General features: G+C 67.9%; 32 protein-coding genes, 1 tRNA gene and 1 pseudogene. 15 read left to right on the top strand and 19 right to left on the bottom strand.

The genetic code is table 11. From position 1 onward, the window contains the following. Positions 1–10: 10 nt before the first annotated feature. On the bottom strand, positions 11–574 hold the full coding sequence (locus AB0I53_RS25150; protein WP_358607516.1) for a helix-turn-helix domain-containing protein: 564 nt from the start codon (positions 572–574) through the stop codon (positions 11–13). Positions 575–634: 60 nt separating this feature from the next. Between AB0I53_RS25150 and AB0I53_RS25145 the strand changes: the two genes are divergently transcribed. Both AB0I53_RS25145 and AB0I53_RS25140 read left to right on the top strand, forming a co-directional pair. Then, positions 635–1,552 (top strand): alpha/beta fold hydrolase, encoded by a 918-nt coding sequence (locus AB0I53_RS25145; RefSeq protein ID WP_358607514.1) that lies wholly within the window; start codon positions 635–637, stop codon positions 1,550–1,552. 79 nt (positions 1,553–1,631) lie between these two features. Further along, the gene (locus tag AB0I53_RS25140) at positions 1,632–2,492 is read left to right on the top strand and encodes a lysostaphin resistance A-like protein (protein ID WP_358607511.1); all 861 of its coding nucleotides are present in this window, start codon (positions 1,632–1,634) and stop codon (positions 2,490–2,492) included. Between the two features lie 43 nt (positions 2,493–2,535). Here the strand turns inward: AB0I53_RS25140 and AB0I53_RS25135 are convergent, their stop codons facing one another. Then, entirely contained in the window at positions 2,536–3,042 is a 507-nt protein-coding gene (locus AB0I53_RS25135) for an MFS transporter (RefSeq protein WP_358607508.1), read from the bottom strand. Here AB0I53_RS25135 and AB0I53_RS25130 point away from each other — a divergent pair. Both AB0I53_RS25130 and AB0I53_RS25125 read left to right on the top strand, forming a co-directional pair. Next, complete coding sequence (locus AB0I53_RS25130; protein ID WP_358607505.1) at positions 3,023–3,196, top strand: hypothetical protein; 174 nt, start codon at positions 3,023–3,025, stop codon at positions 3,194–3,196. The two genes, AB0I53_RS25135 and AB0I53_RS25130, sit on opposite strands and share 20 nt — an antisense overlap. Positions 3,197–3,312: 116 nt before the next feature. After that, entirely contained in the window at positions 3,313–4,173 is an 861-nt protein-coding gene (locus tag AB0I53_RS25125) for a hypothetical protein (protein ID WP_358607502.1), read from the top strand. A gap of 16 nt (positions 4,174–4,189) precedes the next feature. On the opposite strand, the gene AB0I53_RS25120 is transcribed toward AB0I53_RS25125, so the two are convergent. Continuing rightward, positions 4,190–4,759, bottom strand: coding sequence for a dihydrofolate reductase family protein (locus tag AB0I53_RS25120; RefSeq protein ID WP_358607499.1), 570 nt, complete (start codon positions 4,757–4,759; stop codon positions 4,190–4,192). Between the two features lie 27 nt (positions 4,760–4,786). Next, on the bottom strand, positions 4,787–4,918 hold the full coding sequence (locus AB0I53_RS25115) for a hypothetical protein (protein ID WP_358607497.1): 132 nt from the start codon (positions 4,916–4,918) through the stop codon (positions 4,787–4,789). Between the two features lie 107 nt (positions 4,919–5,025). Here AB0I53_RS25115 and AB0I53_RS25110 point away from each other — a divergent pair, with 107 nt between their 5' ends. Both AB0I53_RS25110 and AB0I53_RS25105 read left to right on the top strand, forming a co-directional pair. Next, positions 5,026–5,325 (top strand): hypothetical protein, encoded by a 300-nt coding sequence (locus AB0I53_RS25110; RefSeq protein WP_358607494.1) that lies wholly within the window; start codon positions 5,026–5,028, stop codon positions 5,323–5,325. A gap of 202 nt (positions 5,326–5,527) precedes the next feature. Then, positions 5,528–6,574, top strand: a complete 1,047-nt coding sequence (locus AB0I53_RS25105; protein ID WP_358607488.1) for a hypothetical protein — start codon at positions 5,528–5,530, stop codon at positions 6,572–6,574. Positions 6,575–6,745: 171 nt separating this feature from the next. On the opposite strand, the gene AB0I53_RS25100 is transcribed toward AB0I53_RS25105, so the two are convergent. The 3 genes from AB0I53_RS25100 to AB0I53_RS25090 form a co-directional block, all read right to left on the bottom strand. Further along, positions 6,746–7,162, bottom strand: coding sequence for a YeeE/YedE thiosulfate transporter family protein (locus AB0I53_RS25100; RefSeq protein WP_358607485.1), 417 nt, complete (start codon positions 7,160–7,162; stop codon positions 6,746–6,748). Beyond that, positions 7,162–7,818, bottom strand: coding sequence for a YeeE/YedE thiosulfate transporter family protein (locus AB0I53_RS25095; RefSeq protein WP_358607482.1), 657 nt, complete (start codon positions 7,816–7,818; stop codon positions 7,162–7,164). The genes AB0I53_RS25100 and AB0I53_RS25095 overlap by 1 nt, the downstream gene beginning before the upstream one ends. Positions 7,819–8,824: 1,006 nt before the next feature. After that, a complete protein-coding gene (locus tag AB0I53_RS25090) occupies positions 8,825–9,283 on the bottom strand; it encodes an AAA family ATPase (protein ID WP_358607479.1) in 459 nt (152 codons plus the stop codon). 153 nt (positions 9,284–9,436) lie between these two features. Here AB0I53_RS25090 and AB0I53_RS25085 point away from each other — a divergent pair, with 153 nt between their 5' ends. Further along, positions 9,437–9,865, top strand: coding sequence for a hypothetical protein (locus tag AB0I53_RS25085; RefSeq protein ID WP_358607475.1), 429 nt, complete (start codon positions 9,437–9,439; stop codon positions 9,863–9,865). 176 nt (positions 9,866–10,041) lie between these two features. Here the strand turns inward: AB0I53_RS25085 and AB0I53_RS25080 are convergent, their stop codons facing one another. From AB0I53_RS25080 to AB0I53_RS25050, 7 genes are all read right to left on the bottom strand, one after another. Next, positions 10,042–10,416 carry a hypothetical protein gene (locus AB0I53_RS25080; RefSeq protein ID WP_358607472.1) on the bottom strand — a complete coding sequence of 125 codons (375 nt, stop codon included), beginning with the start codon at positions 10,414–10,416 and terminating at the stop codon, positions 10,042–10,044. Between the two features lie 107 nt (positions 10,417–10,523). Continuing rightward, positions 10,524–10,597 (bottom strand) — tRNA-Leu (locus tag AB0I53_RS25075). A 110-nt stretch (positions 10,598–10,707) separates the two neighbouring features. Continuing rightward, positions 10,708–11,844: a hypothetical protein gene (locus AB0I53_RS25070; RefSeq protein WP_358607469.1), complete on the bottom strand. Its 1,137-nt coding sequence runs from the start codon at positions 11,842–11,844 to the stop codon at positions 10,708–10,710. Between the two features lie 310 nt (positions 11,845–12,154). Further along, positions 12,155–13,477 carry an NAD(P)/FAD-dependent oxidoreductase gene (locus AB0I53_RS25065; RefSeq protein WP_358607466.1) on the bottom strand — a complete coding sequence of 441 codons (1,323 nt, stop codon included), beginning with the start codon at positions 13,475–13,477 and terminating at the stop codon, positions 12,155–12,157. Positions 13,478–13,913: 436 nt separating this feature from the next. Beyond that, a complete protein-coding gene (locus AB0I53_RS25060) occupies positions 13,914–14,348 on the bottom strand; it encodes a PIN domain-containing protein (RefSeq protein ID WP_358607463.1) in 435 nt (144 codons plus the stop codon). After that, complete coding sequence (locus AB0I53_RS25055; RefSeq protein ID WP_358607460.1) at positions 14,330–14,713, bottom strand: hypothetical protein; 384 nt, start codon at positions 14,711–14,713, stop codon at positions 14,330–14,332. Before AB0I53_RS25055 ends, AB0I53_RS25060 begins: the two co-directional genes overlap by 19 nt. Before the next feature lie 266 nt (positions 14,714–14,979). Beyond that, complete coding sequence (locus AB0I53_RS25050; protein ID WP_358607457.1) at positions 14,980–15,501, bottom strand: N-acetyltransferase family protein; 522 nt, start codon at positions 15,499–15,501, stop codon at positions 14,980–14,982. A 237-nt stretch (positions 15,502–15,738) separates the two neighbouring features. Between AB0I53_RS25050 and AB0I53_RS25045 the strand changes: the two are divergent. Then, positions 15,739–16,083: pseudogene (locus AB0I53_RS25045) on the top strand (DUF664 domain-containing protein); the annotation flags it as partial. Between the two features lie 109 nt (positions 16,084–16,192). Next, positions 16,193–16,279, top strand: a complete 87-nt coding sequence (locus AB0I53_RS25040; protein ID WP_358607572.1) for a hypothetical protein — start codon at positions 16,193–16,195, stop codon at positions 16,277–16,279. Between the two features lie 122 nt (positions 16,280–16,401). On the opposite strand, the gene AB0I53_RS25035 is transcribed toward AB0I53_RS25040, so the two are convergent. Beyond that, positions 16,402–16,830 carry a VOC family protein gene (locus AB0I53_RS25035; protein WP_358607454.1) on the bottom strand — a complete coding sequence of 143 codons (429 nt, stop codon included), beginning with the start codon at positions 16,828–16,830 and terminating at the stop codon, positions 16,402–16,404. Between the two features lie 85 nt (positions 16,831–16,915). Between AB0I53_RS25035 and AB0I53_RS25030 the strand changes: the two genes are divergently transcribed. Further along, positions 16,916–17,878 carry a WYL domain-containing protein gene (locus tag AB0I53_RS25030; RefSeq protein WP_358607451.1) on the top strand — a complete coding sequence of 321 codons (963 nt, stop codon included), beginning with the start codon at positions 16,916–16,918 and terminating at the stop codon, positions 17,876–17,878. A 21-nt stretch (positions 17,879–17,899) separates the two neighbouring features. Here the strand turns inward: AB0I53_RS25030 and AB0I53_RS25025 are convergent, their stop codons facing one another. Beyond that, positions 17,900–18,646 carry a uracil-DNA glycosylase gene (locus AB0I53_RS25025; protein WP_358607569.1) on the bottom strand — a complete coding sequence of 249 codons (747 nt, stop codon included), beginning with the start codon at positions 18,644–18,646 and terminating at the stop codon, positions 17,900–17,902. A gap of 73 nt (positions 18,647–18,719) precedes the next feature. Between AB0I53_RS25025 and AB0I53_RS25020 the strand changes: the two genes are divergently transcribed. After that, the gene (locus AB0I53_RS25020; RefSeq protein WP_358607448.1) at positions 18,720–20,192 is read left to right on the top strand and encodes a peptidase S10; all 1,473 of its coding nucleotides are present in this window, start codon (positions 18,720–18,722) and stop codon (positions 20,190–20,192) included. Positions 20,193–20,258: 66 nt separating this feature from the next. Here AB0I53_RS25020 and AB0I53_RS25015 read toward each other — a convergent pair whose 3' ends face one another. Together AB0I53_RS25015 and AB0I53_RS25010 are read right to left on the bottom strand one after the other, a co-directional pair. After that, a complete protein-coding gene (locus AB0I53_RS25015) occupies positions 20,259–20,507 on the bottom strand; it encodes a hypothetical protein (protein WP_358607445.1) in 249 nt (82 codons plus the stop codon). Positions 20,508–20,676: 169 nt separating this feature from the next. Then, the gene (locus AB0I53_RS25010; RefSeq protein ID WP_358607442.1) at positions 20,677–21,189 is read right to left on the bottom strand and encodes an HXXEE domain-containing protein; all 513 of its coding nucleotides are present in this window, start codon (positions 21,187–21,189) and stop codon (positions 20,677–20,679) included. Between the two features lie 50 nt (positions 21,190–21,239). Between AB0I53_RS25010 and AB0I53_RS25005 the strand changes: the two genes are divergently transcribed. After that, positions 21,240–21,839: a TetR/AcrR family transcriptional regulator gene (locus AB0I53_RS25005; protein WP_358607439.1), complete on the top strand. Its 600-nt coding sequence runs from the start codon at positions 21,240–21,242 to the stop codon at positions 21,837–21,839. Positions 21,840–21,924: 85 nt separating this feature from the next. On the opposite strand, the gene AB0I53_RS25000 is transcribed toward AB0I53_RS25005, so the two are convergent. Further along, a complete protein-coding gene (locus tag AB0I53_RS25000; RefSeq protein WP_358607436.1) occupies positions 21,925–22,425 on the bottom strand; it encodes a hypothetical protein in 501 nt (166 codons plus the stop codon). 672 nt (positions 22,426–23,097) lie between these two features. Here AB0I53_RS25000 and AB0I53_RS24995 point away from each other — a divergent pair. Genes AB0I53_RS24995 through AB0I53_RS24985 form a run of 3 tightly spaced genes read left to right on the top strand, consistent with a single transcriptional unit; the run spans position 23,098 to position 25,131 of the window. Next, positions 23,098–24,042, top strand: a complete 945-nt coding sequence (locus tag AB0I53_RS24995) for an ABC transporter ATP-binding protein (protein ID WP_358607566.1) — start codon at positions 23,098–23,100, stop codon at positions 24,040–24,042. Then, on the top strand, positions 24,039–24,875 hold the full coding sequence (locus tag AB0I53_RS24990) for an ABC transporter permease (protein WP_358607433.1): 837 nt from the start codon (positions 24,039–24,041) through the stop codon (positions 24,873–24,875). Before AB0I53_RS24995 ends, AB0I53_RS24990 begins: the two co-directional genes overlap by 4 nt. A 16-nt stretch (positions 24,876–24,891) precedes the next feature. Beyond that, a complete protein-coding gene (locus AB0I53_RS24985) occupies positions 24,892–25,131 on the top strand; it encodes a helix-turn-helix transcriptional regulator (protein WP_358607430.1) in 240 nt (79 codons plus the stop codon). Positions 25,132–25,239 lie beyond the last annotated feature (108 nt).

Below are 25,239 nucleotides of genomic sequence, written 5' to 3'. Positions count from 1 at the left end.
AAGTTCTCGATCAGCCGTCGGCTTCGGCAGCCGGGCCGGACTCCCCCGGCGGGTTGTTCGGTACGACGACGAGGCTGATCACGTGGCGGGCGCGGGCGTCGCTCGGGGCGTTGCCCGTTCGCGCAATGATCGCCGCCTGGACTTCCTCGATCAGCTCGGCGAATTCCTCCTCCGCCAGCCACACCGCGGCCTGCCGGTAGACCACGCCGTCCGCGGCGGGATCGGCATCGTCCTGCGCCAGGTAGCGCTCGAAGTCCGCCATCAACGACGCCGAGAACGCGGTGAAGGCCCGGCGGTGATCCTCCAGCGTCATCGTCGCCCGCGCCGCGGGATCGACCACCGCCCGCTCCTGTCGTACCTGGTAGCTGCGCTCCACCGTGCCGCGCACCCGCTTCTCCTCCACCACCTCCAGCACGCCCGCGTCGGCGAGGACCGCGATGTGCCGGTACATCGTCGCCGGCGCGATGTCCGGCAGGCGGTCGCGCAACTGCGCGGTGGTCAGCGGATCCGAACCGAGCAGCGTTTGCAGGATGCGAGCCCGGACGGGATGCAGGAGGAGGTCCGCGGTTGCCATGGATCAATATTCTCATGACTGATAACGTTCTCAAAATCGAGAACAATGAGAGGTGGGGTCTTGCCCGACATCGACATGACGGCCGTCGCGGACGACGGGCTGCCCCTGATAGGCACGCTGACCCTGCCCGCGGGCCCCGGCCCGCACCCGGCAGTCCTGCTGCTGCACGGATCCGGGCGGCTGGACCGCGATGCCAACGCCCGCGGGCTCCGCATGGGACTCGGGCCGCCGCTGGCCGCCGCGCTCGCGGAGCGGGGCATCGCCGCGCTGCGCTACGACCGGCGCGGCGTCGGCGCCACATCCGGCGACTGGCGGGCGACCGGATTCACCGACAACACCCACGACGCAGCCGCCGCGCTCCGCGCCCTGGCCGCACGGCCCGACATCCGGGCCGACGCCATCGGCGTGGTCGGCCACAGCGAGGGCGCCGTCCACGCCATGTCCCTCGGCTCGGATCCGCTGGTCCGGGCGGTGGTGCTGCTGGCCGGGTTCGCCCGCCTCGGCGAGGACGCGCTGCGCTGGCAGGCCCGGATGATCGCCCGCGACCTACCCGCGCCCGTTCGGCCGCTGCTGCGGGCCCTGGGCTCCCGGCATCTCGCCCGGATCAAGGCGACCGGCACGGACTCGGCGCGCGTCCACGGGTTGCCGGTGAACGCCCGGTGGTTCCGGGAAATGCTCGGTCACGACCCGCGCCCGGGCCTGGCGAAAATCCAGGCCCCCGTGCTGGCGATCACCGGCGGCAAGGACATCCAGGTCGACCCCGCGGACCTGGACGAGATCCGCCGGCTGGTGCCCGGCGAGGTCGAGGTCCACCGGATCCCCGACCTCACCCACCTGCTGCGCCGCGACCCCGGTCGACCGTCGGTGCGCGCCTACCGCCGCCTGCTGCGCAGGCCGGTCGACGCCGACCTGCTGGCGCAGGTGACCGGCTGGCTCGCCGGCCGGCTCCACGAAGCACGACTCACGGATTCCCGCTGACAGCGAGGAAAACCCGCACCGGTCGGAATCCCTTCAACCGCAAGCACTTCTCGCCTCCTGCCCGCGGAAGGAATTCGACATGACAACGGCAACCCCAGCTCGCCGGAAGAGCGGCCTCGTCCCGTTCCTGCTCATCACGTTCGCGACGAGCTGGCTGTCGTGGCTGATAGCGATAGCCGTCGGTGGGCCGGCGATGAGCTTCCCCACCGTCATCCCCTACCTGCTCGGCGCGTTCGGCCCGATGTTCGGCGCGATCGTGATCCGGCTGCGCCGCGCCTTCCGCCGCCTCCCCGCCCCCGCCCATGCGGTGCGACTGCCGCTGATCAGCCTGCTCTGGGTACCGATCCTGCTGGTGGTGGCATCGGGGACCGTGCTCGCGGCGGTGCTGATCGCGCAGCAGCTGGGCGGACCGGCCATCAGCCCGGAAGCGGCGCAAGGCCTGATCCAGGCGGCCGGCGGCCCGGCGCCGTTCGTCGCCACCATGCTCGTCTTCGGTCCGCTGGCCGAGGAGTTCGGTTTGCGCGGCACGGCACACCCGCGACTGCGGGCGTCGATGGGTCGCCTTCTCGCCGGACTGCTGCTGGGGATCATCTGGTCGGTGTGGCACCTGCCGCTGTTCTTCGTCCCCGGGACCGTCCAGGCCAGCTTCGGCCTGCTCACCTGGAGCGGCCTGGTCTACATGCTCAGCGTCATCCCGATGGCCCTGCTGGCCGGCTACGCCTACGAACGCGCCGGTGTCCTCGGAGCGATCGCAATCCACTTCGGAGTCAACACGACGATGGCGCTGGCAGGCGTCAATTCGCTCCTGCCCCAGGTGAGCATCGTGGCGGTGCAGGCCGTCGTCGCGCTGGCGCTGCTGGCTGTACATCGCGACCGGCGGCAGCCCGGCGGTTCGCCGGAGCGACAGGCCGCAACTGCCCCCGCAGCACATCCGGCGTGACGAGCAGAGGGGTGGCCGGGCTGTTGCTCCGGCCACCCCCGCGTCACGCCGACCTCAGTTGTCGGCGAGCTCCCGGTTGGACGTTTCCGGGCCCCAGGCGAAACCGGCGAGCGCACCCAGCCACCAGGAGCGCGACGCAGGCACCTAGTGCCGTGGCGATTCCGTAGGTTCCCACCACGATCGGCATGAGGAACGTCGTCACCGCGGAGCCGAGGCGGCTCGCCGCGACCGCGAGCCCGACGCCGCTGCCCCGGAGTTCGGTCGTGAACAGCTCCGCCGGGTAGACGTAGACGACGTTGCCGATCGCCACGATCACCAGTGCGAACAGGGTGAACAGCCCGACCGACAGCAGCGGGTCCAGGTTCGGGATGAACGCCAGCGGCATCAGCAGGACTGCACCGGCCACGAAACCGCCGAACAGCAACGTCCGGCGCCGCATGCGGTCGATGATGAAGTAGCCCAGGAACGCGCCGACCGCGACGCAGATGTAGTAGCCGAGCGCGCCCGCGTAGGAATCCTCGACGCCGAGCGTGGCGAGAACGCGCGCCACCTACCGCCGGCTCGAACCGGCGGTCGAGGCAGCCCCGCTGCGGATCGTGGTCCGCCCGGAGTGCTTGCGCGAGAGCGTCTACCGCCTGGTGGAGATCGCCCAGGAGATCCCGGTCCCGTCCGACCCGACCTCGGTGGACCGGACCGAGATCTGACCAATGTGGACGATGACGGACCGCGGTTCGCCATCCGGCCACGCACTGCGGGAACGATCACGGTTAATGACACGTCGGAGGGAACGACATGTCATTCGTCCGAAAGGAATTCGGCAGTGAACGACGATTGGCCCCAGAAGGTGGGCGGCTGGGAACTCGCCCGGCACGGCCACATCGAGAACTACCGCAAGAGGCTGGCCAACAACGTCACGGTCACCGCGATCTGGGAGAACGCGACCGGCACCGGCACGGTGGATGCGCGCGTCGAGACGTTGGGATTCGGCCGGACGCTGACCAGCAGCCGCAAGGAATTCCGGGACAAGGAGGCGTTCTGGACCGCCGCGCGCTGCGTGGTGGAGATGGCCGCGAACCTCCCCTCGCTGGGCGCGGGAAGCGAAAGCCCCGCCGATTCCGAGCTTTTCGAGGAGGTCGCCGGGAACGTCGAAGCCGAACCCGGCACCAACGGAACCCCGGAAGCGGAGCTGACGTTCACCCTGGTCAACGGGCGCACGGTGACGCTGATCCTCTCCGATGACCAGGCGTTCGACATGTGCGAGCGCATCTACAAGCTCGACAAGTACGTGTGGGACGAAGAGCGCGAAGAAGACGACGAGGCCGAAGAAGACGAGGGCGACGAGGACACCACCGACGACGAAACCGAGGAAGAAGACGAGGACACCGCCGACGAGGACATCGAGGTGCCCGACATCAGCGATGTCAGGTCGGGCCCGGACACCGGCCACGATGTGGTCACTCTCCTGGAAGCCCAGTTCGGCGTCACCGAGGACTACCTCATGGCGCACGTCGACTGGTCCGCCCTGATCGTCGTGGGCGAACCCGCGGTGAGCTCGCTGATCAGCCGGGGCGAGGAGTTGCACGCGGCGCTGCAGCCGCGCTGGTACCCGGTCGTCGTGGACCGGCCCGGCGAGCAGTGGGCCGTGCTGCGCCGAACCGGCCTCCGCTACGCCGGCGAGTGAACTTCACAAGGCGGCCTCACTTTCGGGCGTAGGTGTGGATCGCCGCGCCGCTGTCAAGGACGCGCGTATCGGCGAGGGCGAGGTGCGTCGGCGCGATCTCTCCGTCGAACACGCCGATGCCTTTGCCGAGGACGAACGGGTAGACCTTCAGGACGAGCTCGTCGATCTCCGGCAGCAGCGCGGCGGCGAGCTGGCCACCGCCGGCCAGCCAGATCCCGCCGCCCGGCTCGCGCTTGAGCGCCCGCACGGCATCGACCGGGTCGCCGGAGATGACGGTGACCGCGGGGTCCGGGCTGGTGAGACTGCCCGAGACCACGTACTGATCCAGGTGGGAGTACGGGCTGGTGACGCCTTCCCGCACGCCTGGTTGGTAGGTGCCGCGCCCCATCACCACGGCGTCGAAGCGGCTGCCCAGGTCAGTGACCCCGAGAGCGGCGTGCAGGTGCGTCGGCAGCGTCTGCGGGTACTCCGCGACCAGGTGCTCGATGAGCCCGTCGGGCAGCGGAAAGAACGCGTCGAGCGCGCCATTGGCATCGGCGATGTAGCCGTCGACGCTGCAGCCGATGAAGTAGGTGAGCTTTCGCATTGGGCTTCTCCTCTTCGAAGTGGTCGATCAGCGGCGGGTACCGGGCTTGGGCAGCGGACGCCGAGCCAGAACCGACCGAGGCATGCGCGGGTGCGGATCGAGCCGCTTGCCGCCCTTGGCCGACGGGAACGAGAACTGAGCAGTGACGGTCTTTCGCATCGACTAACCACCTCGTTCTTAGTACTTCGTGTGACGTACTTGAAACGTAGTACTCCATCCGAAGTGGTGTCAAGGAGGAGACTTGAAGAGGTGCGAGGCTCGGCTTCGTGACCGATCTCGACTTCCGCGTCGGCCGCCTCCTGACGATCAACCCGGCCGTCCTGACCGTCATGGGCGAGCTCGGCATCGACCTGTCGGACGAGATCCCCGCGAAGCTGACCGCCGACGCCGTCGAAGCCGCGGACGTGGTGATCACCATGGACTGCGGCGACGCCTGCCCGGTGTTCCCCGGAAAGCGCTACCTGGACTGGGAACTCACCGCCCCGGCGGGGAAAGGCGTCGAGGAAGTCCGCACCATCCGGGACGAAATCGACCGCCGAGTCCAACATCTGCTGACCGAGCTCTGAGCCCGATCGTCGGCGTTTTCCATTGGCGGCCAACGCCTTCGACCATCCCGTCGCGGCCAGGTTCGCCGATTCTTCCTTGCCTGCCGTTGTTTCCAGCCGAGTACAGCGGTCGACCGGTAGCGAGGCCATACTTCGTGATCAGCAGTGTCGGCCGTTCGTGGCATGCTCGCGCCTCAACGCTCCGACGAGAGAAAGCAACGACATGACCCTGCTGGACGACCGCGGATCAGCCCTTCCGCTTCCCCCTGATCCGCTGAGCCCGGTGCCTGAGGAGGTCGAGCGCGGGCGGGCGGCGTACCGGGCGGGCGATTCCCAGGAAGCGCGGACCCTGCTGACCGAGATCGCCGACGCGGGACGCACCGCCGTGTCCGGGCACGCGGCCATGGCGCTGGCGGGCATCGAACTCGGCGAGAACGGGCTCGGCGACTCCTGCCGGAAGCGGCTGGATCAGGTCGCCGCGGGAGAAGACCCCTGGCTGGGCCCCTTGGCGGCCGTGATGCTCACCCCGGACTTCCAGTCGTGCACGTCCGCGGACTCCGGCCGAGTGCTCCTCGGGAGCCTCGCCGCTCAACTGACCGGCGCGCTGGAGGCGGCCCGGAACGGTTTCGAGCAGGCCGCCGACGCCCACGAGGGCACGGATTCCGGGGACGTCGCCAACATCCTCCTCGGCAACCTGCTGCTCCAGAGCGGTGACCAGGTCGCGGCCCTCAAGCCGCTGCGGAGCGCGCGACAGATGTGCGACGGCCTGTTCGCCGGCTACGCGGGTTACCTCGAAGGCCATGTGCTCATCGGGCAGGACGAAAAGGAACGCGCGGGCCAGGTGCTCAACTACGCGCACGGGGAGTCCCACCCGGCCAGGGACGGTGGCAAGGGACTGCACCCGTGGGTCGCCGTCCGGTTCGGCGAACTGCTGGCGGGCGACACGTGGCTGGACCTCGTGTACGACCAGATGGAGAACAGCGGCGTGAGCGAAGGCGTCGTGGTCCGGGAGCCCTTCGAGTCCGCCCTCACCTTCACGGAAATCAGCAATCCGGCACTCGTCGACGTCGGATTGCACCTGTTCCCAGGGGATTTCGAACCGGTGCACGCGGCCCTGGATCGCCTGAAGACCTGGAGCGACGAGAGGTACGAGCGAGCCCGGAGGCTGGTGCTCGCGCTCTACACCCACGTCGAGGACAGCCGAGACGAGGAAAGGTCTCTGGGCCTGAAGGAGCTGAGGGAGAGGCTGAGCCTCCCCGAGCCCCGCTGAGAGCGCTACCGGAGGAAGGCCCCGGCAGCGAAGAACCCCAGGTCTGTGACCTGGGGTTCTTCGATGGGTGGATTCCGAGGCGCCCAAAGGGCGTGCACGTCGGCGGTGACGCCAAGAGGATGCGGGGCCCGGTCCAGGACAGGGCCCCGCATCGGTCTCGTGAACCTGCCGCTACAGCCCGCAGGAGCCGCGGTCGAGCTGGAAGAACCTGGCGTTGGCCCAGCGGCACAGCCACATCCCGACCATGACACCGGCGATCGTGACGAGAGCGGGCAGGTAACCGCTGGCGACCTGGATGATCGGGATCGCCGGGCAGCCACCCGAGATCGCCCAGCCGGTGCCGAACAGCACCGCCCCGGGGATCACGCCGCCGTGGATTCGCCCTGCCGTGCGGCGGACACCCACCACGGCGAAGACCACCACGATGATCGCCACGGCCCCGGCGAAGGCGTACAGCATGCGGGGGTCCCGGAAGGTGAACATGCGGTTCAGCTCGGTGTAGTCGCCGAACCCGATGTTGGTGACGACGAAGCCGAGAGCCAGCCCGGTAATGATGTTGGCGACGAGCACCGCGCCCCTGGTACGCATCAGATCACCTTCCACAGCAGGAACGAAACGGCAACAGCGGTGCCGAAGAAGACGGCAGTTGCAACGAGGCTGACCGGACGCAACCGGCCGCAGCCGCTGAGTCCATGGCCGGAGCTGCAGCCCCCGGCCAAGCGAGTGCCGAAGCCGACGAGGATGCCTCCGACGAACAGCACGCCGATCATGACGTTCGAATCGGCGGTGACGAGCTGGCGGAAACCCTCGCCCATGTCAAAGCGGACCTCGAATCGGCCGGCGACGACGGCGGCCACCCATCCACCGACGAAGATCGACAGGAGCAGGGCGGCCTGGGTGACCAGAGGCGCCGAACGCACGGTCTGCGTCGTGCTCTGCTCGCGCGCCGCGGATCCGGCGTCCTGGCCGTACGGCTGCGCGTCACCTCGCATCACGTCCGGCGAGGTGGGCGCTTCGGAGCGGGACCCGAACTCCGCGGCGGTCGCCGCGGCGAACGCTTCCTCGAGGGCACGGTCGTCGGTGAACTGGGCCTCCTGCCGTTCGATGCGGCGTTCGGCACGCCAGTGCAAGACGCGATCCCACGCCGAGGACACCCCGAAGGACCGATCCGTGATCAGTGTGTAGTTGATGGTGACCAGGGCGAGCCCGATCGCACCCGCCCACCAGGGCCAGTAGTTGCTCATGCGGGGCCTCTCATCCACTCGGCGAGTCGGGTCCACCAGCGGCGTTTCGAGCCCTGCGCTCGCGTGGGCCGTGTTACCCGGTCCGAGGTTGATGGGGTTCTTGGGACTTGTGGGGCCCGCGAAGGGGCCGATGGGGACTGAGGGGACTGCGGCCGCGGTGGGGGTTGTGGAGGCTGCGGCCGCGGTGGGGGCTGTGAGCGCAATGGCGGCTGGCGAGGTCTGTCCAGGTCTGGTTTCGGCGCCGGTTCGAACCAGGCCACGGTCTCCGGCGACTCGGAGATGAGCGGTGCCGGCGGGGTCGGTTCGGCCGTGGCGGACCGCTCGGCGGCCTTCCTGATGTGCCCCACGTCAGCGCCGTTCGGGAGCAGTGAGATCGGAACGAGCTGGCCTCGGGACGCCAACTTGTACCGGGCGCAATCGCGCCACCTGTCATCGCTGTCGCAATAGGATTCGCGCCAGCCGCTCAAGCTTGCCCTTAACAGCGGGAAGAGGGGGCATGATTGGGCGTGGGAGCAGCCCATATCACTCCGATCTGACCTGCTCATACCGCCCGGCCGGGGGTAGGCGATATGGCGCGATCTTGTCGTTCTTGTATTTGCACAACCCGACCAGCGATCGCAGAGTGTAGCGGAATGCAACACACCGTAACGCGATCCCCCTCCGGGTTATTAATCCGGCGGATCCCCGAACTCGTTACTCCCGTTACACGCCCGACAAAAAGACGAATCTCAATCGGAAAAGCACGATGACCAGCGACTTTCCGGCCCACTCACGATTAAATAACAAAACATCGATGAATATAGTTACGGCACCGAGATGCGAGAGTTTCCAAACCGATGCCCGATCATGTGGAATTCGTCCTACTTCAAATCGCCCGGTTATGCCACCCGCCCGCGGCCGCATTCGGGGAGACGGAAGCCGGTGAAGTCATTGCCGTGACGTCCTGGCTCACCCGTCACACGTGCCCCTAACTGGTCAAATGTTGCACGTCGGACGAAGTCGCGGACTATTCGCCGGTCAGCTCGAATCTGCCGACCGACGTCAGCTGTCCGTCGTCCGCCCGGACTGATGCAGGCGCGATCACGTAGCGCAGCGAGGGAGTTCCCATCGGAGCGATGTTGCTCTTGATCAGTGACATCACGCAGGAGCCGCCCGCGGACTCGGGATCACGGGCAAACCCGATCGCCGACCGAACCACCTGGCCGAACTCCGCGGCCCCGGAGATCATCAACAGCGGATCTGCTCCAGCAGCCTTGCGGAAGTGCGCGACGCCGATGATGGCGAGGTCAAGCTCTTGGGCCAGCGCGGACAGCGGCTCAAGCAGCGAGCGCACGAATCCTTGCCACGTCAGATCTCCACCAGTCATCGCGGACAGCAAGGCATCGAGCACAATCACGCGGGTTCCAGTCTCCTCCACCGCGTCGCGCAGTGACCCCGTGCTGCAAAGGGCGGCAAGCAGGCACATTCTTGATCGTTGTAGGTGTCTTACTCTCTTCGCGTGACAGAGCCTCAGAATCCTTGGTCGCAGCAGCAGTCCCAGCCGGCGGGTTACCCAGAGTTTCCGCCACAGCAGCAGTTCGGCCGACCGAAAGCGCCCGGGACGGTGACGTTCGCGACCTTGATCGGCATCGTGATGCCGATCCTCTCGGCGGTGCTGACCGTTATCAGCTTCGTGGTCCTCGCGCTGCAAGTCATCAGACATCTCGATGCCTGGCAAGGCCCGCTCATCTTCAACGTGTTCAACACGTTGGGCACCCTCGCGCTTGCCGTGCTGTGGGTGGTCTTCGCGTTCCGGATGCGCGCTGGCCGGAACTGGGCCCGGACCACACTCGCGATCCTCGCCGGGATATGGCTGCTCTACGGCCTTTTCGGCATCACCCAGATGCTCATCGCCGTCGATTTCCAGCTGGGGGCTCTCATCAGCCAGCCGGGCGCGATCATGGCCAGCGTCGAGTTGTTGATGGTGCTGGTCGCGATGCCGCTGTTCCTCGTCCTGGTGTTCCTCAAACCCTCGAACCAGTACTTCAAAACCACAAGCAGTCGATGAGCTGCCACGTGGAAACCGTGGCCCCCGACTGTTGAGCGTCATTCATCGTGGGGACGTGTAGGTCGGTTGGCGCCGTTGACCGTGAGGATGATCGGTCGGGCTTCGGGAGTGTTCGTCTGCGACGACACCGTGGCCTGTCGGTGAGGTTGACATCCTTCCACCGCACCGCCGGTGCCTCACCTATGCGGACACCGGTCCCGAGAAGAAATCAAATAAGGTCCGGCATGTCCGACGAACACGAGGTTCTTCAAAGTCAGCCGGTAGGTGTTGTAAGTGGTAGCTGCACGGCGCTTCTTCACCTTGTCGAGCCAGCGATCGGCGACCTCTCGGAACGTGGAGTCGACGGTCAGCCGCGCCTTGGAATCGAGCAGCCCCTTGATTGCGGACTGTAGTCGCTTGATGGCCTTCCGCTCCGCGGGACCGCTGCGCTCGATCTGCCGGCTCTTGCCGTCGAACAGCCGGACCTGAGCCACAGCCCGCCAGTGGACGGTCTCCTCGTGGTACGTGCGGATCTTGCCGTGGCTGCCGATCTCAAGGGGTGGTCGAGCCATTGTCTGGACTCCTTGCTAGCCGAAAAGCATGGGTAAAGCATGGCTAGCCCTGAAATCGCCTCGCCAGGACACAAGATCAAAGCGTTCTGACCTGGGAATATGATATGTGCCCCCGGTCGGGTTCGAACCGACACTTGGACGATTTTAAGTCGTCTGCCTCTGCCAGTTGGGCTACGGGGGCGGTCAGCACTGCGCTCCGCGGCGCGTGCCGCACTGCCTACGACGCAGTGGCGCTTCGCTCGGTTCCCTCGAACCGCCGAACAACACCTCGGTGTTCCGGCTGCCGCTCGGTCACCAGCTCCCCCACCCGCTCTTCGAAGCCGAGAGCTCGGTGAAGCGGCTCCGCACCCAGTCGTGCACCGCGGTCGAGACGTCCGCGCAGTCGGCCCGGTGCTCGAACCAGCGCCAGTCGCAGTTGACGTTCACCTCGAGGAACACCCATTCGTCGCCGACTCCGAGTAAGTCGAAGCCGGCCACGTCCAGCCGCCATTGCCGGCACAGCGCCAGCAGCCGCTGGACCAGGTCCTCGGGCACCTCGACGCGTTCCACCACGACCGAATCCGGATCGACCCACAGCTGCGCCGGATCCAGCTTCTGCACCCGGAAGCCGATCGCCCGGTCGCCGACGACGAACACGCGCAGTTCGTGGTCCGCGTCGAGGTACTGCTGCACCAGCACCGGCGCCGGTTCGCGGGCCTCGCCGGTGCGCCGGATGTCCAGGGGTCGCGGGAAGAGGCCGCGCAGCGCGCCCGGCTCGGGTTCGAGCAGGTGGTGGCCGGCCGTCTTGACGATGCACCGGCCGCCGCCCGGCCGGCTCCGCCCGGGCATGGTGGTCACCGCGGTCCGCGGCACCCGCAGGCCAACCGACGACGCACCCTGCAGCTGCGTCAGCCGGTCGAGGTGTTCGGTGGAGCGCACCGAGTTCACCTGCTCCCAATCGCCCCGGCAGGCCAGCCAGTTCGCCACCGCGCTCCACTGCTCGCGGGCGTAGGCGCCGTGCACCGTGGTCGGATCGGCGGGGATCGCGGTGATGTCGAAGTGCCGCCGCCAGACCAGGACCGGCCGCAACAGCCAGCGCTGGAACTCGATCAGCGGCGTGTCGGTGTAGATGGTGAGGGCGAGGTCCAGGCAGCGGTCGGCGTCGATGCGCACCATGCGGATGTCGTGCTCGGCCAGCGCCAGCGACAGCTCGTTCATCTCCATGTCGGCGGCGCGCGCCAGCACCAGCACGCACGGCACCGGGTCGCCTGGCTCGTCGACGACGAGGTCCGCGCCGAACATCCGCTCCTGGAAGTCCAGCGGCGTGTCCGGCGAGCGGAAGAAGTAGTCCTGCCCCTGCAGCAGCATCGGGGTCGGGCGGAGGAACGGCTGGGCGGCCGCCCCGGACGAGTTCCCGAGGTCGGCGGGCCGCCCCTCGGCCGCGTCCATGCTCAGTCATCCTTCTTTCGGAAGACCTGAGATGCTTCCTGGTAGTCCACCGCGAAGTCCGCGAGCGGACCTTCCTCAACAGCGCCGCTCCGCAGGAGGGCGGCAAGCTCCTTCAGCGTCAAGGGATTCACCCCTTCCCCCGTATGACGCATCCTTTCAGGTGACGAACTCGCTATAGTCTTCGATTTCCCGCTACGGATTGTCAAGGTTAGCCGCCCTCCTGATAACCCGCACGGAGCACGGCGTTGGAAGAAGGCCGCGTGCCCATTGCGGCACGCGGCCCCGTTGCTGCGAGTGCCCAGTCGGACGGTCAGCTCGCGGCGGCCCGCTCGAAAGCGGCCCGCGGGTTCTGAATCTGGCCCATCGACACGACTTCGCGCTTGAACAGGAACGCCAGCGTCCAGTCGATGATGATGCGCAGCTTGCGGTTGAACGTGGGCATCCGGCTCACGTGGTACGAGCGGTGCATGAACCAGGCGATGAAGCCCTTGGCCTTGAAGCCGTAGACGTCGGCGACGCCCTTGTACAGCCCCATGCCGGCGACCGAGCCGGCGTAGGCGTGGCGGTACTCCTTGGTCGACTTGCCGCGCAGCGAAGCCAACAGGTTCTTGGCCAGCTGGTTGGCCTGCCGCACCGCGTGCTGCGCGGACGGCGCGCAGGTGGCGCCGGGGTTCTCCTCGGTCTTGGACAGGTCCGGGACCGCGGCGCAGTCACCGGCCGCCCACACCTCGGGCAGACCCTCGACCTGCAGGTGCGCGGTGGCCTTGACCCGGCCGCGCTCGTCCAGCGGCAGGTCGCTGTTCTTCAGCACCGGGTTCGCCTTCACACCCGCGTTCCACACCAGGGTGTCGGTGTCGAACTCCGTGCCGTCGGAGAGCACCGCGTGGCCGCCCTCGCAGGACTTCAGGAAGGTGTTCAGGTAGACCTTGATGCCGCGCTCTTCGAGCGCCTTGACGACGTAGACGCCCATCTTCTCGCTGACCTCGGGCATCACCCGGCCGGCGGCCTCGACGAGCGCCCAGGACATGTCGTCGGGCTTGAGGTTGTCGTAGTAGCGCGTGGCGTAGCGGGCCATGTCCTCCAGCTCCGCCAGCGCCTCGACGCCTGCGAAGCCGCCGCCGACGAAGGTGAACGTCAGCAGCCGGTTGCGCAGCTCGGGGTCGTCGGTGTTGGCCGCGGCGTCCATCTTGCCCAGCACGTGGTTGCGCAGGTAGGTGGCTTCGCCAACGGTCTTCAGCGAGATGCCCTCCTCGGCGAGGCCGGGGATCGGCAGCAGCCGCGAAACCGAACCGAGCGCCACGACCAGCACGTCGTAGGCGATGTCCTCGGAACCGGTCTGCGGGTTCTCGACCGTCACGACCTTCTCGTCGTGCTTGATCTCGGTGACAGCGGCGGTGACCACATGGCACCGCTTCAACACTCGTCGCAGTGGCGCTACCACGTGGCGGGGTTCTACCGAACCCGCGGCCGCTTCCGGAAGGAAGGGCTGGTAGGTCATGTGCGGCTGAGGATCGACGACCGTCACGGAGGCCTCCCGGCGCCCCAGCTTCTTCTGCAGCTGAAGTGCCGTGTACATGCCGACGTAACCGCCGCCGAGGATGAGAATCCGCGTGGGATCGGATTTACCAGCCATGTCTTCATGGTCGCACCACTGACCGTATTCGCGCTGCGCCGACCCCCCTTAATGTGACGCCAGTCGCGAGTGGCATCGATCACGATCAACGCGTTGTGCACGAACAAACGCGCTGCGTACGCGCCCTGTTTGGGCGGCGGCGGGTGACGTCAGAGTGACATCACCGAGGTGTCATGGAGGCTGGTTCAGGCCACCCTACCGAATCTTGAGCGCCGATGCCCACGTCCGCGAAAATTCTTCCGGGAAAGTCGACCCCGGGAGACCGGAACCGATCGCGGGCCCTACTGCTCGGGCCGGCGCCGTTCGTAACCGAAACTCGCGCGCGGTCGCGAGGGCGAGTTCCGCGCCGTCCAGCCGGGCGACCAAGTGCAACGCGAGATCGATCCGCGAAGCCATGCCGCCGATCATGCCGGACTCCAGCCACGGCCCGACAAGTTCACACGTGCACCACGATCACCCGCTCCTCCTTCTGACGCGCTGGTTCTTCAACGAGCTTGGTCAGCTCGTCGGGGTCGCTCGTCAGCAATACCACCGGCCGCGCGAGCTCCAGCGCGGTAGCGGCCACCACCGCGTCGATCGCGCAGCGATGACCCGACAATCCAGTCACACCAAGGAGTTCTCCGGCGGTGCGTGCGAGCTCGGGCGTCACGGGAGCGACCGCGACTCGGGACAGCACACGGTGCACCAAGGCATCGCGAGCGCAGCCGCGAAGCACCTCGGTCAACGTGATCGCACTGACCACAACCCTGGAACGACGAAGCCGCGCGGTCTCCAGGTATGCGCGGGCACGACCGTCCCCAGCTGCGAGCTTCGACAGGCCCTCGCTGTCAAGAACGAGTGCCCCACCTGCGGCTACTCCGCGCCCGGCCATGCCGCCCGAGCCTCCGCCAAGTACTCCTCCGGCACCGGCCCGTGCTCCGCCTCGAGCAGCTCGGCGAGCTCGGCCAAGAGATCCAGCTCGAGCTGCCTGGCCACCGCGTCGGTGACGTACTGGCTGAACGCTCCCCGACCCACCCGGTGCTGGACTGCATCGGTCAGATCTTCGGGCATGGACACGCTGACCTTGCGAGCTCGCCCGAGCGACCGCACAGTGCGCGCCGGGTCAACCTCTGGAGCGCCTTCGGACGCTCGCGAGTCGAGTTCGCGGTACTGGCTCAACAGCCAAGCCAACCGCTCGGTGAAGTCGGCATCTCTTCGGTGGAGCCCACCTGCAGACTCGTCCGGCAAAGCACTCATGACACGATGCTACCGCCGGTGGTAAACACAGGTCCACCTGCGACGATACTTCGATGAAGGTTTCACCCGTGCGAGTCATGCCGCGTGCTCCGGCAGACGGCTGGGGTGGTTTCTTCTGGCGGACGTGAAGGTTTTCCGGAAGCCGCCGGTCGCTGGTGCGAGCCCAGCAGGTTCAGCGCTGTGTCCCACTTCACGATCACGCCGCCACGCTACTCACACCGGCCTGCCCTTTCGCCCGCTGCGGCGAAACGCCCCCGGGAATCCGATCAGCGATCGGCCGGGTCCGCCAGGTCGAGCTGCATCAGGGTCGTGTCGATCCACTTTCCCTGTTTGCGGCCGACGTCGTGCAGCTTCCCGACGACGGCGAACCCGGCCTTGCGGTGCAGTGCCGCCGAAGCCGGGTCGCCGGAATCCGCGATCACGGCGATGACCTGGCGCGCGCCGGCCGCCGCCGCACGCCGCAGCAGTTCGCCGAGCAAGTGGCGGCCAATACCGCGCCCGACGTAGCCCGGATGCAGGTAGATGGTGTTCTCGACGGTGTGGCGGTAGGCGGGCTTGGGGCGCCAGGGAGATAGGTAGGCGTAGCCGACCAGATCGCCTTCCAGCGTTGCCACCAGGAACGGCCAGCCATCTCCCGCGGCCGCGCCGATCTTGCCCCGCCAGTCCTGCGCTGTCGGCGGCACTTCCTCGAACGTCGTCACCGTGGTCTCGACGTATCCCCGGAACACCTCGCTGATCGCTTCCGCGTCACCGGGTTCGGCGTCCCGGACCACCAATTTCGCAGTCATCCCGACATGCTGTCAGGAACAGGCCGACGGACCCCGACACGTAACAAGGTCTTCACAGAACTCGCCCGCTACGAAACCCCGCCAGCCCCTTCGCCCGCTCCAACACCGACCGCAGCATCTCCGGCGTGAGCTTCCCCGTAAAAGTGTTCTGCTGGCTGACGTGAACGTATTCACGGATTACGAGATCGCCTGAAGGCGTCTTCAGTCCGCTGTCGGCCGCCTGCGCTAGCTTCAACCATGAGGCAACCAAACCAACCAGATCCCCGGGCCCTTCTCGGAGAAATGGGCGATCCTCCCGCCACAACCAGGGATCCTCATAGCCTGCTCATGGGCTACCTCGACTGGTATCGCGACCGGCTCCTCCGCAAGGTTTCCGGGTTGTCGGACGCACAGATGAGAACCCCCGTGGAACCACTGGGTTGGTCACCGCTGCAACTCATCAAGCATTTGAGCATGGTTGAACGGCGCTGGCTCCGGTGGGGATTCGCAGCCGAGGACGTATTCCCCTACCTTCCCGGCGGCGACGAGTCGGGCTGGGAGGCAACATCGGATTCGTCGACTGCGGTCCTGACCGCCTACCGCGACGAAGTCGAACGTTCGCGGACCCTGGTGGCCAGGCGACTCTCGACGACCGGGCCGAGATCGGCGGCCGGTTCCACGATCCAGAGCAAGCCCTTCACTCGGGACAATCTTGTTTCGCCTTCTCCAGGCGTACGCACGTCACGCGGGGCAACTCGACGTAGCGCGTGAGCTCATCGACGGCACGACCGGCGAGTGAACGAGAGCGTGGCTGGCGGACGCAACCTCGGGTCGAGGACCCGCGAGCGAGGCCGTTTCCATACACGCTCGGTGGAGCATGTCGATGCTGGCTCCACCGCGCGAAGGCGTCGGCGCGAGTTCTCATGCCTTCTCCGCCGAGGAGGCCAGGACCTCAAGGTAGTGCGGGTTGTACATCAAGCCCAGGATGTTGCCCCAGGGGTCGATCACGGAAGCGGTGATGAAGCCCTCGCCACGGTCGCGCGGCGAGTCGTGCTCCTTCGCCCCCATGGCCACGAGCTTTCCAAGGACCGCGGGAACGTCGTCCACGTGCCAGAACACCACAGCGCCTGCCGGTCGACCGACCGTGTCCGGATCCGGGGTCATGGCGAGCTCGGAGCCGGCGTAGGAGCTGTTGATGATGCCGAACTCGTGCTGGTAGTCGCCGATGCGCCACTCCAGGTATCCCGGGGTGTCCATGTAGGGCGGGATCCCGAACAGCTCGGTGTACCAGTGCTTGGTCGCCTCGAAATCGGGGGAGTAGAAGGAGATGGTGGTGAGTCCTCGCAGCATTTCGGTTCCTCTCTCGCGGGTCGTGTGAACACCTTCGCACCTAAAGTGCTCATCAATTGAGCACTTTGTTTGCGAGCATGGAGTCATGCGCGCCGACCGTCTCGTGGCTGCCCTGCTGCTGCTCCAGGCCCGTGGCCGGGTAACCGCTGCTGAGCTGGCCGAGGAGCTGGAGATCTCCGTGGCCACGGCCCGCCGCGACCTGGAGGCGCTGTCCACCGCGGGCATCCCGGTGTACCCGCAGCCGGGGCGCGGCGGCGGATGGTCGCTCGTAGGTGGCGCCCGCACTGACCTCAGCGGGCTGAACGCGGCCGAGTCCCAGGCTCTCTTCGTCCTCCTCGGCCCGGCAAGCTCCGCCGCACCCGAGCTGACCTCCGCCCTGCGCAAGCTCATCCGCGCCCTGCCCGCCACGTTCCGCGCCGACGCCGAAGCCGCGGCCGCAGCCGTGGTGTCGGACTCGGCGCGCTGGGGCGAGCGTGACCGGGAGCTGCCCGAACTGGTCGAGATGCTCCAGACCGCCACGGTGCGCAGGTTCAAGGTACGGCTGACGTACACGGGCCGGGGTGGGCGCTCGACGGAGCGGCTCGTGGATCCGCTGGGGTTGGTCGACAAGGACGGGATCTGGTATCTGATCGCGGGCACCGAGTCCGGCCAGCGGACGTTCCGCGTCGACCGCGTCACCAATGCGGAGGTCACGGACCTGCCAGCTGAGCGACCCGACGACTTCAGCCTGTCGGCGGAGTGGGCGCGGGTCGTGGAGGAAGTCGAGCAGCGGCGCTCGCTCGTCTCGGCCGTGGTACTGATCGACGCCCGATTCTTCCCGGTGCTGCGCACGCACTTCGGGCGGCATTGCCAGGTCATCGGGCAGGATGACGACAGGCGCGTCCGGGCGCGGGTGGCCGCGCACCTGCCGCGGTCCATCGCCGAGCAGCTGGCCGGGTGGGGAGCCATGATCGAGGTGGTGGAACCGGAATCGGTCCGCGCCGAGCTCGCCAGGATCGGTCTGGAGCTGGCCGAACGTTACGCATCGGCTGGTGACGGTGCCCGGTGACCCAAGTCGAAACGTGCGGATTTACGGGATCTTCGCCAATGCCTTGGCGTGCTCCAGCACGCCGCGCAGCATCGCCGGGGTGAGCTTCCCCGTAAAAGTGTTCTGCTGGCTGACGTGGTAGCAGCCGAGGAGGTGGAGGGGTTCTCCTCCGTCCGTGGCCGGGAGTTCCGCGTGGGCTTCGTGGCCGAACTTCGGGCGGGGCTTCGGGACCTGCCAGGCCGCGTCCGCCAGCACCGGCAGCAGGGCCTGCCAGCCGAACGCGCCCAGCACCACGACCGCTCGCAGCGTCGGGCGCAGCAGGTCGAGCTCGCGCACCAGCCACGGGCGGCACGTGTCGCGCTCCGCCGGCGTCGGCTTGTTGGCGGGCGGGGCGCAGTGCACCGGCGCCGTGATTCTGGTGTGGTGCAACGTCAAACCGTCGTCGATGTGCCAGGCCTCGGGCTGGGACGCCAGGCCGACGTCGTAGAGCGCCTGGAAGAGCACGTCGCCGGAGCGGTCGCCGGTGAAGATCCGGCCCGTCCGGTTGCCGCCATGCGCCGCCGGCGCCAGCCCGACGATCGCGATCGCCGCGTCCGGCGGGCCGAATCCGGGCACCGGCCGGCCCCAGTACTCCTGGTCGCGGAACGCCGCGCGCTTGACCCGCGCGATCTCCTCCCGCCACTCGACCAGGCGCGGGCAGGCCGTGCAGCGGGTGACCAGCTCGTCGAGGCCTGCGAGGTCGGCGGCCTCCGGGGCCGCGGCGGCGGGGGCTTCGACCGGGTCGGAGATCAGCCGGGAGGTGGTGTCGGGCACCTCCCAAAAGTGGCAGAGAACCCGTTCGACGGCACGTAATGTGGGCTGCATGGCAGCCAGCGAGGACAAGGCCGACGAGGCGAAGAAGGAATCCACCACCCCGGCCGAGCCGGTCGACGATCTGGTCAGCACCCACCACACGATCTCCGTCGACGGCGCGGAACTGGCCTACACCGCGACGACGGGCCGCGTCGTGCTGCGTGAAGAGATCCACGCCGACGGCAAGTTCGAGGGCTACCAGCCGAAGGCCGAGGTCTTCCTGACCTCCTACGTGGCCGACGCCGAACCCGGCAGCCGCCCGGTGACGTTCGCGTTCAACGGCGGCCCGGGCTCCTCCAGCGTGTGGCTGCACCTCGGGCTGCTCGGCCCGCGGCGGGTCGTCTCCGGTGACGCCGGCGATCTCGCGCCGCCGCCGTACGGGCTGGCCGACAACCCGGAAACCCTGCTGCAGCACAGCGATCTGGTGTTCATCGACCCGGTGTCCACCGGGTATTCGCGGGCGGTCGAGGGCGGCACGCCGGGCGAGTTCCACGGCTACCAGAAGGACATCGAGTCGATCGCCGAGGTGATCCGGCTGTGGACCACCCGCAACGGCCGCTGGATGTCGCCGAAGTACCTCGCCGGTGAGTCCTACGGCACGCTGCGCGCGGCCGCGCTCGCCGAGCACCTCCAGTCGCGGCACGGCCTCTACCCGAACGGCCTGCTGCTGATCTCGTCGGTGCTGGACATGGGGACGATCCGGTTCACCGAGGGCAACGACCTGCCGTACTCGCTGTTCCTGCCGACGTACGCGGCGATCGCGCACTACCACGGCAAGCACGGCGATCGGCCGCTGCGCGAGGTGCTGGACGAGGCGGAGAAGTTCGCCGCCGAGGACTACCCGTGGGCGCTGGCGCGCGGCGCGCGGCTGAGCGCGTCCGAGCGCGAGGACATCGTCCGGCAGGTCGCCGCGTTGTCCGGGTTGTCCGAGGACTACGTGGACCGCGCGAACCTGCGCATCGAGCACATCCGGTTCTTCACCGAGCTGCTGCGCGACCGGCGGGAGACGGTCGGCCGGATGGACGGCCGGTTCACCGGCTGGGAGCGAGATGCCGCCGGGGAGCACTTCACCGACGACCCGAGCATCTCCGGCATCCGCGGCGCCTACTCGGCGGCGATCAACCACTACCTGCGCGAAGAGCTCGACTACGCCAGCGATCTGCCTTACGAGACGCTGTCCAGCCGGGTGCATCCCTGGTCGTACAAGGAGTTCGAGGGCGCGAGCGTGTCCGTTGTGGACAAGCTGGGCGCGGCGTTCCAGGCCAACCCGCACCTGCGGGTCCACGTCGGCTGCGGCTACACCGACGGCGCGACCCCGTACTTCGCTGCCGAGCACGTGCTGGCGCAGGTGCCGATCCCGGAGCGGCTGCGGGAGAACATCGACGTCCGCTACTACCCGGCGGGCCACATGATGTACGTCCACGAGGAGTCCCGGATCCAGCAGTCGGCGGACCTCGCGGAGTTCGTGAACACCCGCCTGTAGCGGATTCCCGGAACGAGCCGCGGCCCCCGCTCGGATCGGAGCGGGGGCCGCGGCTCGTCCGGAAGCTCAGCCGACGCGCTCGGCCAGTCGCGCCCGGAGCGGTTCGTAGTCGTGCTCGGGGAAGAGCTTCGGGAAGACGTCGAGCATGATCTCCATGAACTGACAGGTCACGTCGAACTCGTCGTCGCTCAGCGAGACGTCCGCGAACAGGAACTGCCAGCCGAAGGTTCCCTTCGTGATGCGCAGCGCTTCGAGGTATCCGGCGTAGTCGAGGTCCAGCCGGTGGTGGCCCTCGGTCGTCGTGTCGAACCACACCTCGGGATCGGCTGCGCACGCCGAGCCACGTGCGCTCGTACGCCGTCAGATCGGTCATCGTCGGCGCCCTTTCCCTTCCACGCCGCGCAGTTGGAGCGCCGACCGTTGATCAACTTCTCCGGCGCGCCGCGCTGACTGCCGGTTCCGGGAGACCGGATGCGAAGTGCGATCACCGGTCCTTGCGCGCCATCCGGAGGATCGCGCGGGCGCCCCCGTGCACGGCGGCCAGGGAGGCGGGCACCAGCGCCACGGCGCCCACCCAGGAGCGGAGATCGTTCCGCCGAACGCCGGCCCGGCCGAGTTCGCGCCAGGCCCACAGCGCGTACGGGATGACCACGGTCGGCGCGGTGGCGACGCCCGGGGTGTAGCCGCGATGCGCGGCGCTCAACGCCAGGTGCCCCACCCCGTGCACACCGAATCCGACCAGCGCGGACTGGAAGAACGGCGACCTGCCGCCGGTCTGGGCGCCGCGGGCCGACGCCGCGAGCATGATCAGCCCCATCAGCGAGATGGCCACCCTGGCATGCTCGGGCGATACCCCTTCTCGCAGCCAGACCGGCCCGGGCAGCGGTTTGCCGTTCTTCGCCGCGTAGGCCTGCGACCACGGCGACATCGTGAACCACTCCTCGACGTCGTTGACCAGCCAAGCCAGGAACAGCCCCCAGGACATCGTCTTGCGCACCGCCGCCTCCTCATTATCGTTACATGACGTATCGTAAATATAATGGGTCCATGACCGGTGAGCGCAAGGACGAATCGGGACGTGGCCGAGGCCGACCGCGGCGCGCCGAGGTGGACCGCGCCGTCCTGACCGCGGCGGCCGAGCTGCTGGCCGAGCGCGGATACGCCGAACTCACCATCGAGGCCGTCGCGGCGCGAGCCGGAGTGGGCCGGCCGACGGTGTACCGGCGATGGCCGACCAAGGACGATCTCGCGGTCCACGCGCTCGTCGACGCGGTGCAGCCGCTCGACGCGCCGGACACCGGGGACGCCCTGCGCGACCTCTGCGAACTGGCGGTCTCGTTCGTGACCCAGCTTTCCGAGTCCCCGCTCGGCCGCGTCGTGCTCGGCGTGCACGCCGAAAGCGGCCGTCGCGCGCAGCTCGCGGAGCCGCTGCGCGACCGCTACCTGAAGCCGCGCGACGCGGCGATCACCGAGGCGATCGAACGCGCCCGGCAGCAAGGGGCGCTCCACCCGGACCTCGCCGCGGAAACCATCCGCGACCTGCTGTTCGGGCCGCTGGTCTACCACTGGCTGATCACCGGTGAACCGCTGGACCGGGCCACCGCCGAGGCGCTGATCGCCGCCGCCCGCCGGGCGATCTCCCCCTGAACGGGGCACGCCGCAGCGGACCGAACCCACCAGAAGGCCCCGCACCGAACAGGAGCGGGGCCTTCTGGGTGGTCTTCGCGGGAGATCAGTGGTGGCCGACCACCTGGGCCTGGGCGTTGTCCTCCCAGTCCCCGACCTGGTTCTGGTTCGCGTTGTTGGTCTGGTTCGAGCCGGTGGTGGCGATCTGCTCCTTGCCGCCGATCTGGATCACGTTCGCGGGCGAAACGTTCGTGTTCGTCGGCTTGCTCACCTGGATCTCGTCCTGGTTCTGCACCTGCGTCGGCGAGCCGCCGTCCTTGACCAGCTGGGCCTGGGTGTTGCCGTCCCAGTCCCCGACCTGGTTCTGGTCGGCGTTGTTGGTCTGGTTCGAGCCGGTGATGGCGACCTGCTTGTGGCCGCCGATCTGGATCACGTTCGCGGGCGAAACGTTCGTGTTCGTCGGCTTGCTCACCTGGACTTCGTCCTGGTTCTGCTGCTGCGTGGGAGATCCGTCGTGGTGGCCGTCGGCCATCGCCACGGCCGTCGCTCCGAGCAGCAGCGGGAAGCTCACCGCGGCAACAGCCAGCACGCGCTTCGCAGTACGCATCAAGGCACTTCCTTCCATGAGAACCGGGACGTGCGGCGACGAGTTTCGCGCCGATCGATTCGGACGAGGCGAACCGGTTCAGCCCAATGCTCCTCCGACAGCCTCGCACCGAATACCGTATCGGCCGCCCCACAAAGGGAGACAACTCGAAATCCAACCACTCACCTCATGCGGTGATACCACTTTCAGGAAAACGCGGACACGAATCGGTGAACGCAACGAGGACGGTCATCCTCCCAGCTCAACAAGATATAGACAGCAGACCGAAGGCGCACTGCACCCTTTTTTTGCGACACGCGGAGCGCAAGGCTTGATCGACTCCTCGAGATCATTTCCGATGAGGCATTCGATCACGTCGAAATAGCACAAAGATGGATGCGAAAGCAATTTCAATTCGAGACTTCACCGAGCGAATTCGCCAATGATCGCAATCGCACGACCAGGCAACCGAGGCAGTCTTCCCGATTCGTCCGACCCGCCCCGGCGCCCCGCCACGACCTCCGCGTCGACCGAAGCAGTGATCATTCAATGTGTAGTATGTGTGCTACATGTTGGGCTACCACTGCTACGAGAGGCACTGGGGTTATGACAGTCGCGAATGAATCGGAGGCACCACCGCCGCCGGTGCGGTTACCGGATGAGGACACTGTGCTCGACGTCCGCGACCTGCGGATGCGCTACGGCACGACCGATGTCCTCAAGGGTGTCGACCTCACCGCGCGCCGCGGCGAGGTCGTCGCGCTGCTGGGGCCGAACGGGGCGGGCAAGACCACGACGATCGAGATCCTGGAGGGCTTCCGGATGCGCTCCGGCGGCGACGTCCAGGTCCTCGGCACCGACCCGGCGCACGGCGACGAGCGCTGGCGGGCTCGACTCGGCGTCGTGCTGCAGTCCTGGCGCGACCACAGCAAGTGGCGGGTCCGGGAGCTGCTGGCGCACCTGGGGACCTACTACGCGCCGTACTCCACGGACCTGATCACCCGCCCCTGGGACGTCGACGAACTCGTCGCGGCGGTCGGCCTGTCCGAGCACGCCGACAAGCGGGTCGGGCAGCTCTCCGGCGGCCAGCGCCGCCGGCTCGACGTGGCGATCGGCATCGTCGGGCGCCCGGAACTGCTGTTCCTGGACGAGCCCACGGTCGGCTTCGACCCGCAGGCCCGCCGCGAGTTCCACGACCTCGTGCACCGGCTCGCCGACGACGACAACACCGGCATCCTGCTCACCACGCACGACCTGGACGAGGCCGAGAAGCTGGCCGACCGCATCCTGATCCTGGCCGGCGGCCGGATCGTCGCCGACGGCTCCGCCGACGAGCTGTCCCGGCAGGTGGCCGCCGAGTCCGAGGTGAAGTGGGCCCGGAACGGCCAGCGCTTCGTGCACTCGGCCGCCGACGCCACCCGGTTCGTCCGGGACCTGTTCGCGCAGCACGGCGACGAGATCACCGACCTGGAGGTGCGCCGGGCCACCTTGGAGGACACCTACATGGCGATGGTGCGCGCCCACGAATCCGGGCGGGGTGACGCGGCCGCGCTGCCCTTTGCCGCGGAGAACAACGGTTCCGCGGAGAACAACGGTTCCGCGGAGAGCACCGGTGGCACCGAGGAGGCGAACCGATGAAGGCGACCGCCGCACGCGCCGGCCTGCAGCGCGGCTGGATCGAATTCCGCCAGACCGTGACCACCCCGCAGGACCTGTGGGGTTACCTGTTCCCCACCGTGATCCTGCTGGTCGTGATGTCGTTCCAGAACGGGTCCACTGTGGCCGGTTTCTCGCTGGGCGCGATGACGCTGCCCGGCGCGCTCGGCATGGGCATCGGGTTCTCCGGGCTGATCGTCATCGCCCAGCAGCTGACCGTCGAGCGCGAAGACGGCACCCTGCTGCGCGCCAAGGCAACTCCCGACGGGATGCTCGGCTACCTGATCGGCAAGATCACGCTGATCGGATGCATGTCGCTGGTCAGCCTGGTGATCCTGCTGGTGCCCGGCCTGGTGATGTTCGACGGCCTCGCCACCGGCGTCGACACCTGGCTGACGCTCGCGTGGGTGCTGGGGCTGGGGCTGGTCGCGACGATGCCGATCGGGGCGATCATCGGCTCGCTGTTCGCCAACCCGCGGAGCCTGGGCATGGTCATGGTGCCGATGATGGGGCTGGTCGCGATCTCCGGGATCTTCTACCCGATCACCGGGTACCCGGAGTGGCTGCAGTGGATCGCGCAGGCGTTCCCGATGTACTGGCTGGGGCTGGGCATGCGCTCGGCGCTGCTGCCGGACGGGATGGCGGCGGCCGAGATCGGCGAGTCCTGGCGGCACCTGGAGACTGTCGGGGTGCTCGGCCTGTGGGCCGTGATCGGGCTGGTGGTGGCTCCGGTGGTGTTGCGCCGGATGGCGCGGCGCGAGTCGGGGTCGAGTGTGGCCGCGCGCCGCGAGAAGGCCATGCAGCGCATTCGCTGACGTGGCGGAGGAGAACATGAGCGAGACGATCTACAACCGCATCGCGATGCTGCGGGCCGAGCGCGGGACAACCCGCCGGCAGCTCTCAGAAGCGCTCGGCGTGCACTACCAGACGATCGGCTACCTGGAGCGCGGCGAGTACAGCCCGAGCCTGCACCTGGCGCTGCGCATCGCCGAGCACTTCGAGGTGCCTGTCGAAGTGGTGTTCTCCATCCACCCCTTCCCCCGCATCGGCACCGGAGAACGCTCCGCCTGAGCGGCTCCGGCTCGTGAGTGGGGTGTGGGGGGGGTTTCGGGCTGAACACGGCAGAGATATTTAACTTGAGAGGAGGGGGGCGCCGCGGGGGTGGAGCCCGGTTGTGTA

The organism is Saccharopolyspora sp. NPDC050389 (genome assembly GCF_040655595.1).
In the GTDB taxonomy this organism is placed as follows: domain Bacteria; phylum Actinomycetota; class Actinomycetes; order Mycobacteriales; family Pseudonocardiaceae; genus Saccharopolyspora.
The sequence above is the reverse complement of the archived record's forward strand: the minus strand, read 5'-3'. Positions and strand labels throughout refer to the sequence as shown.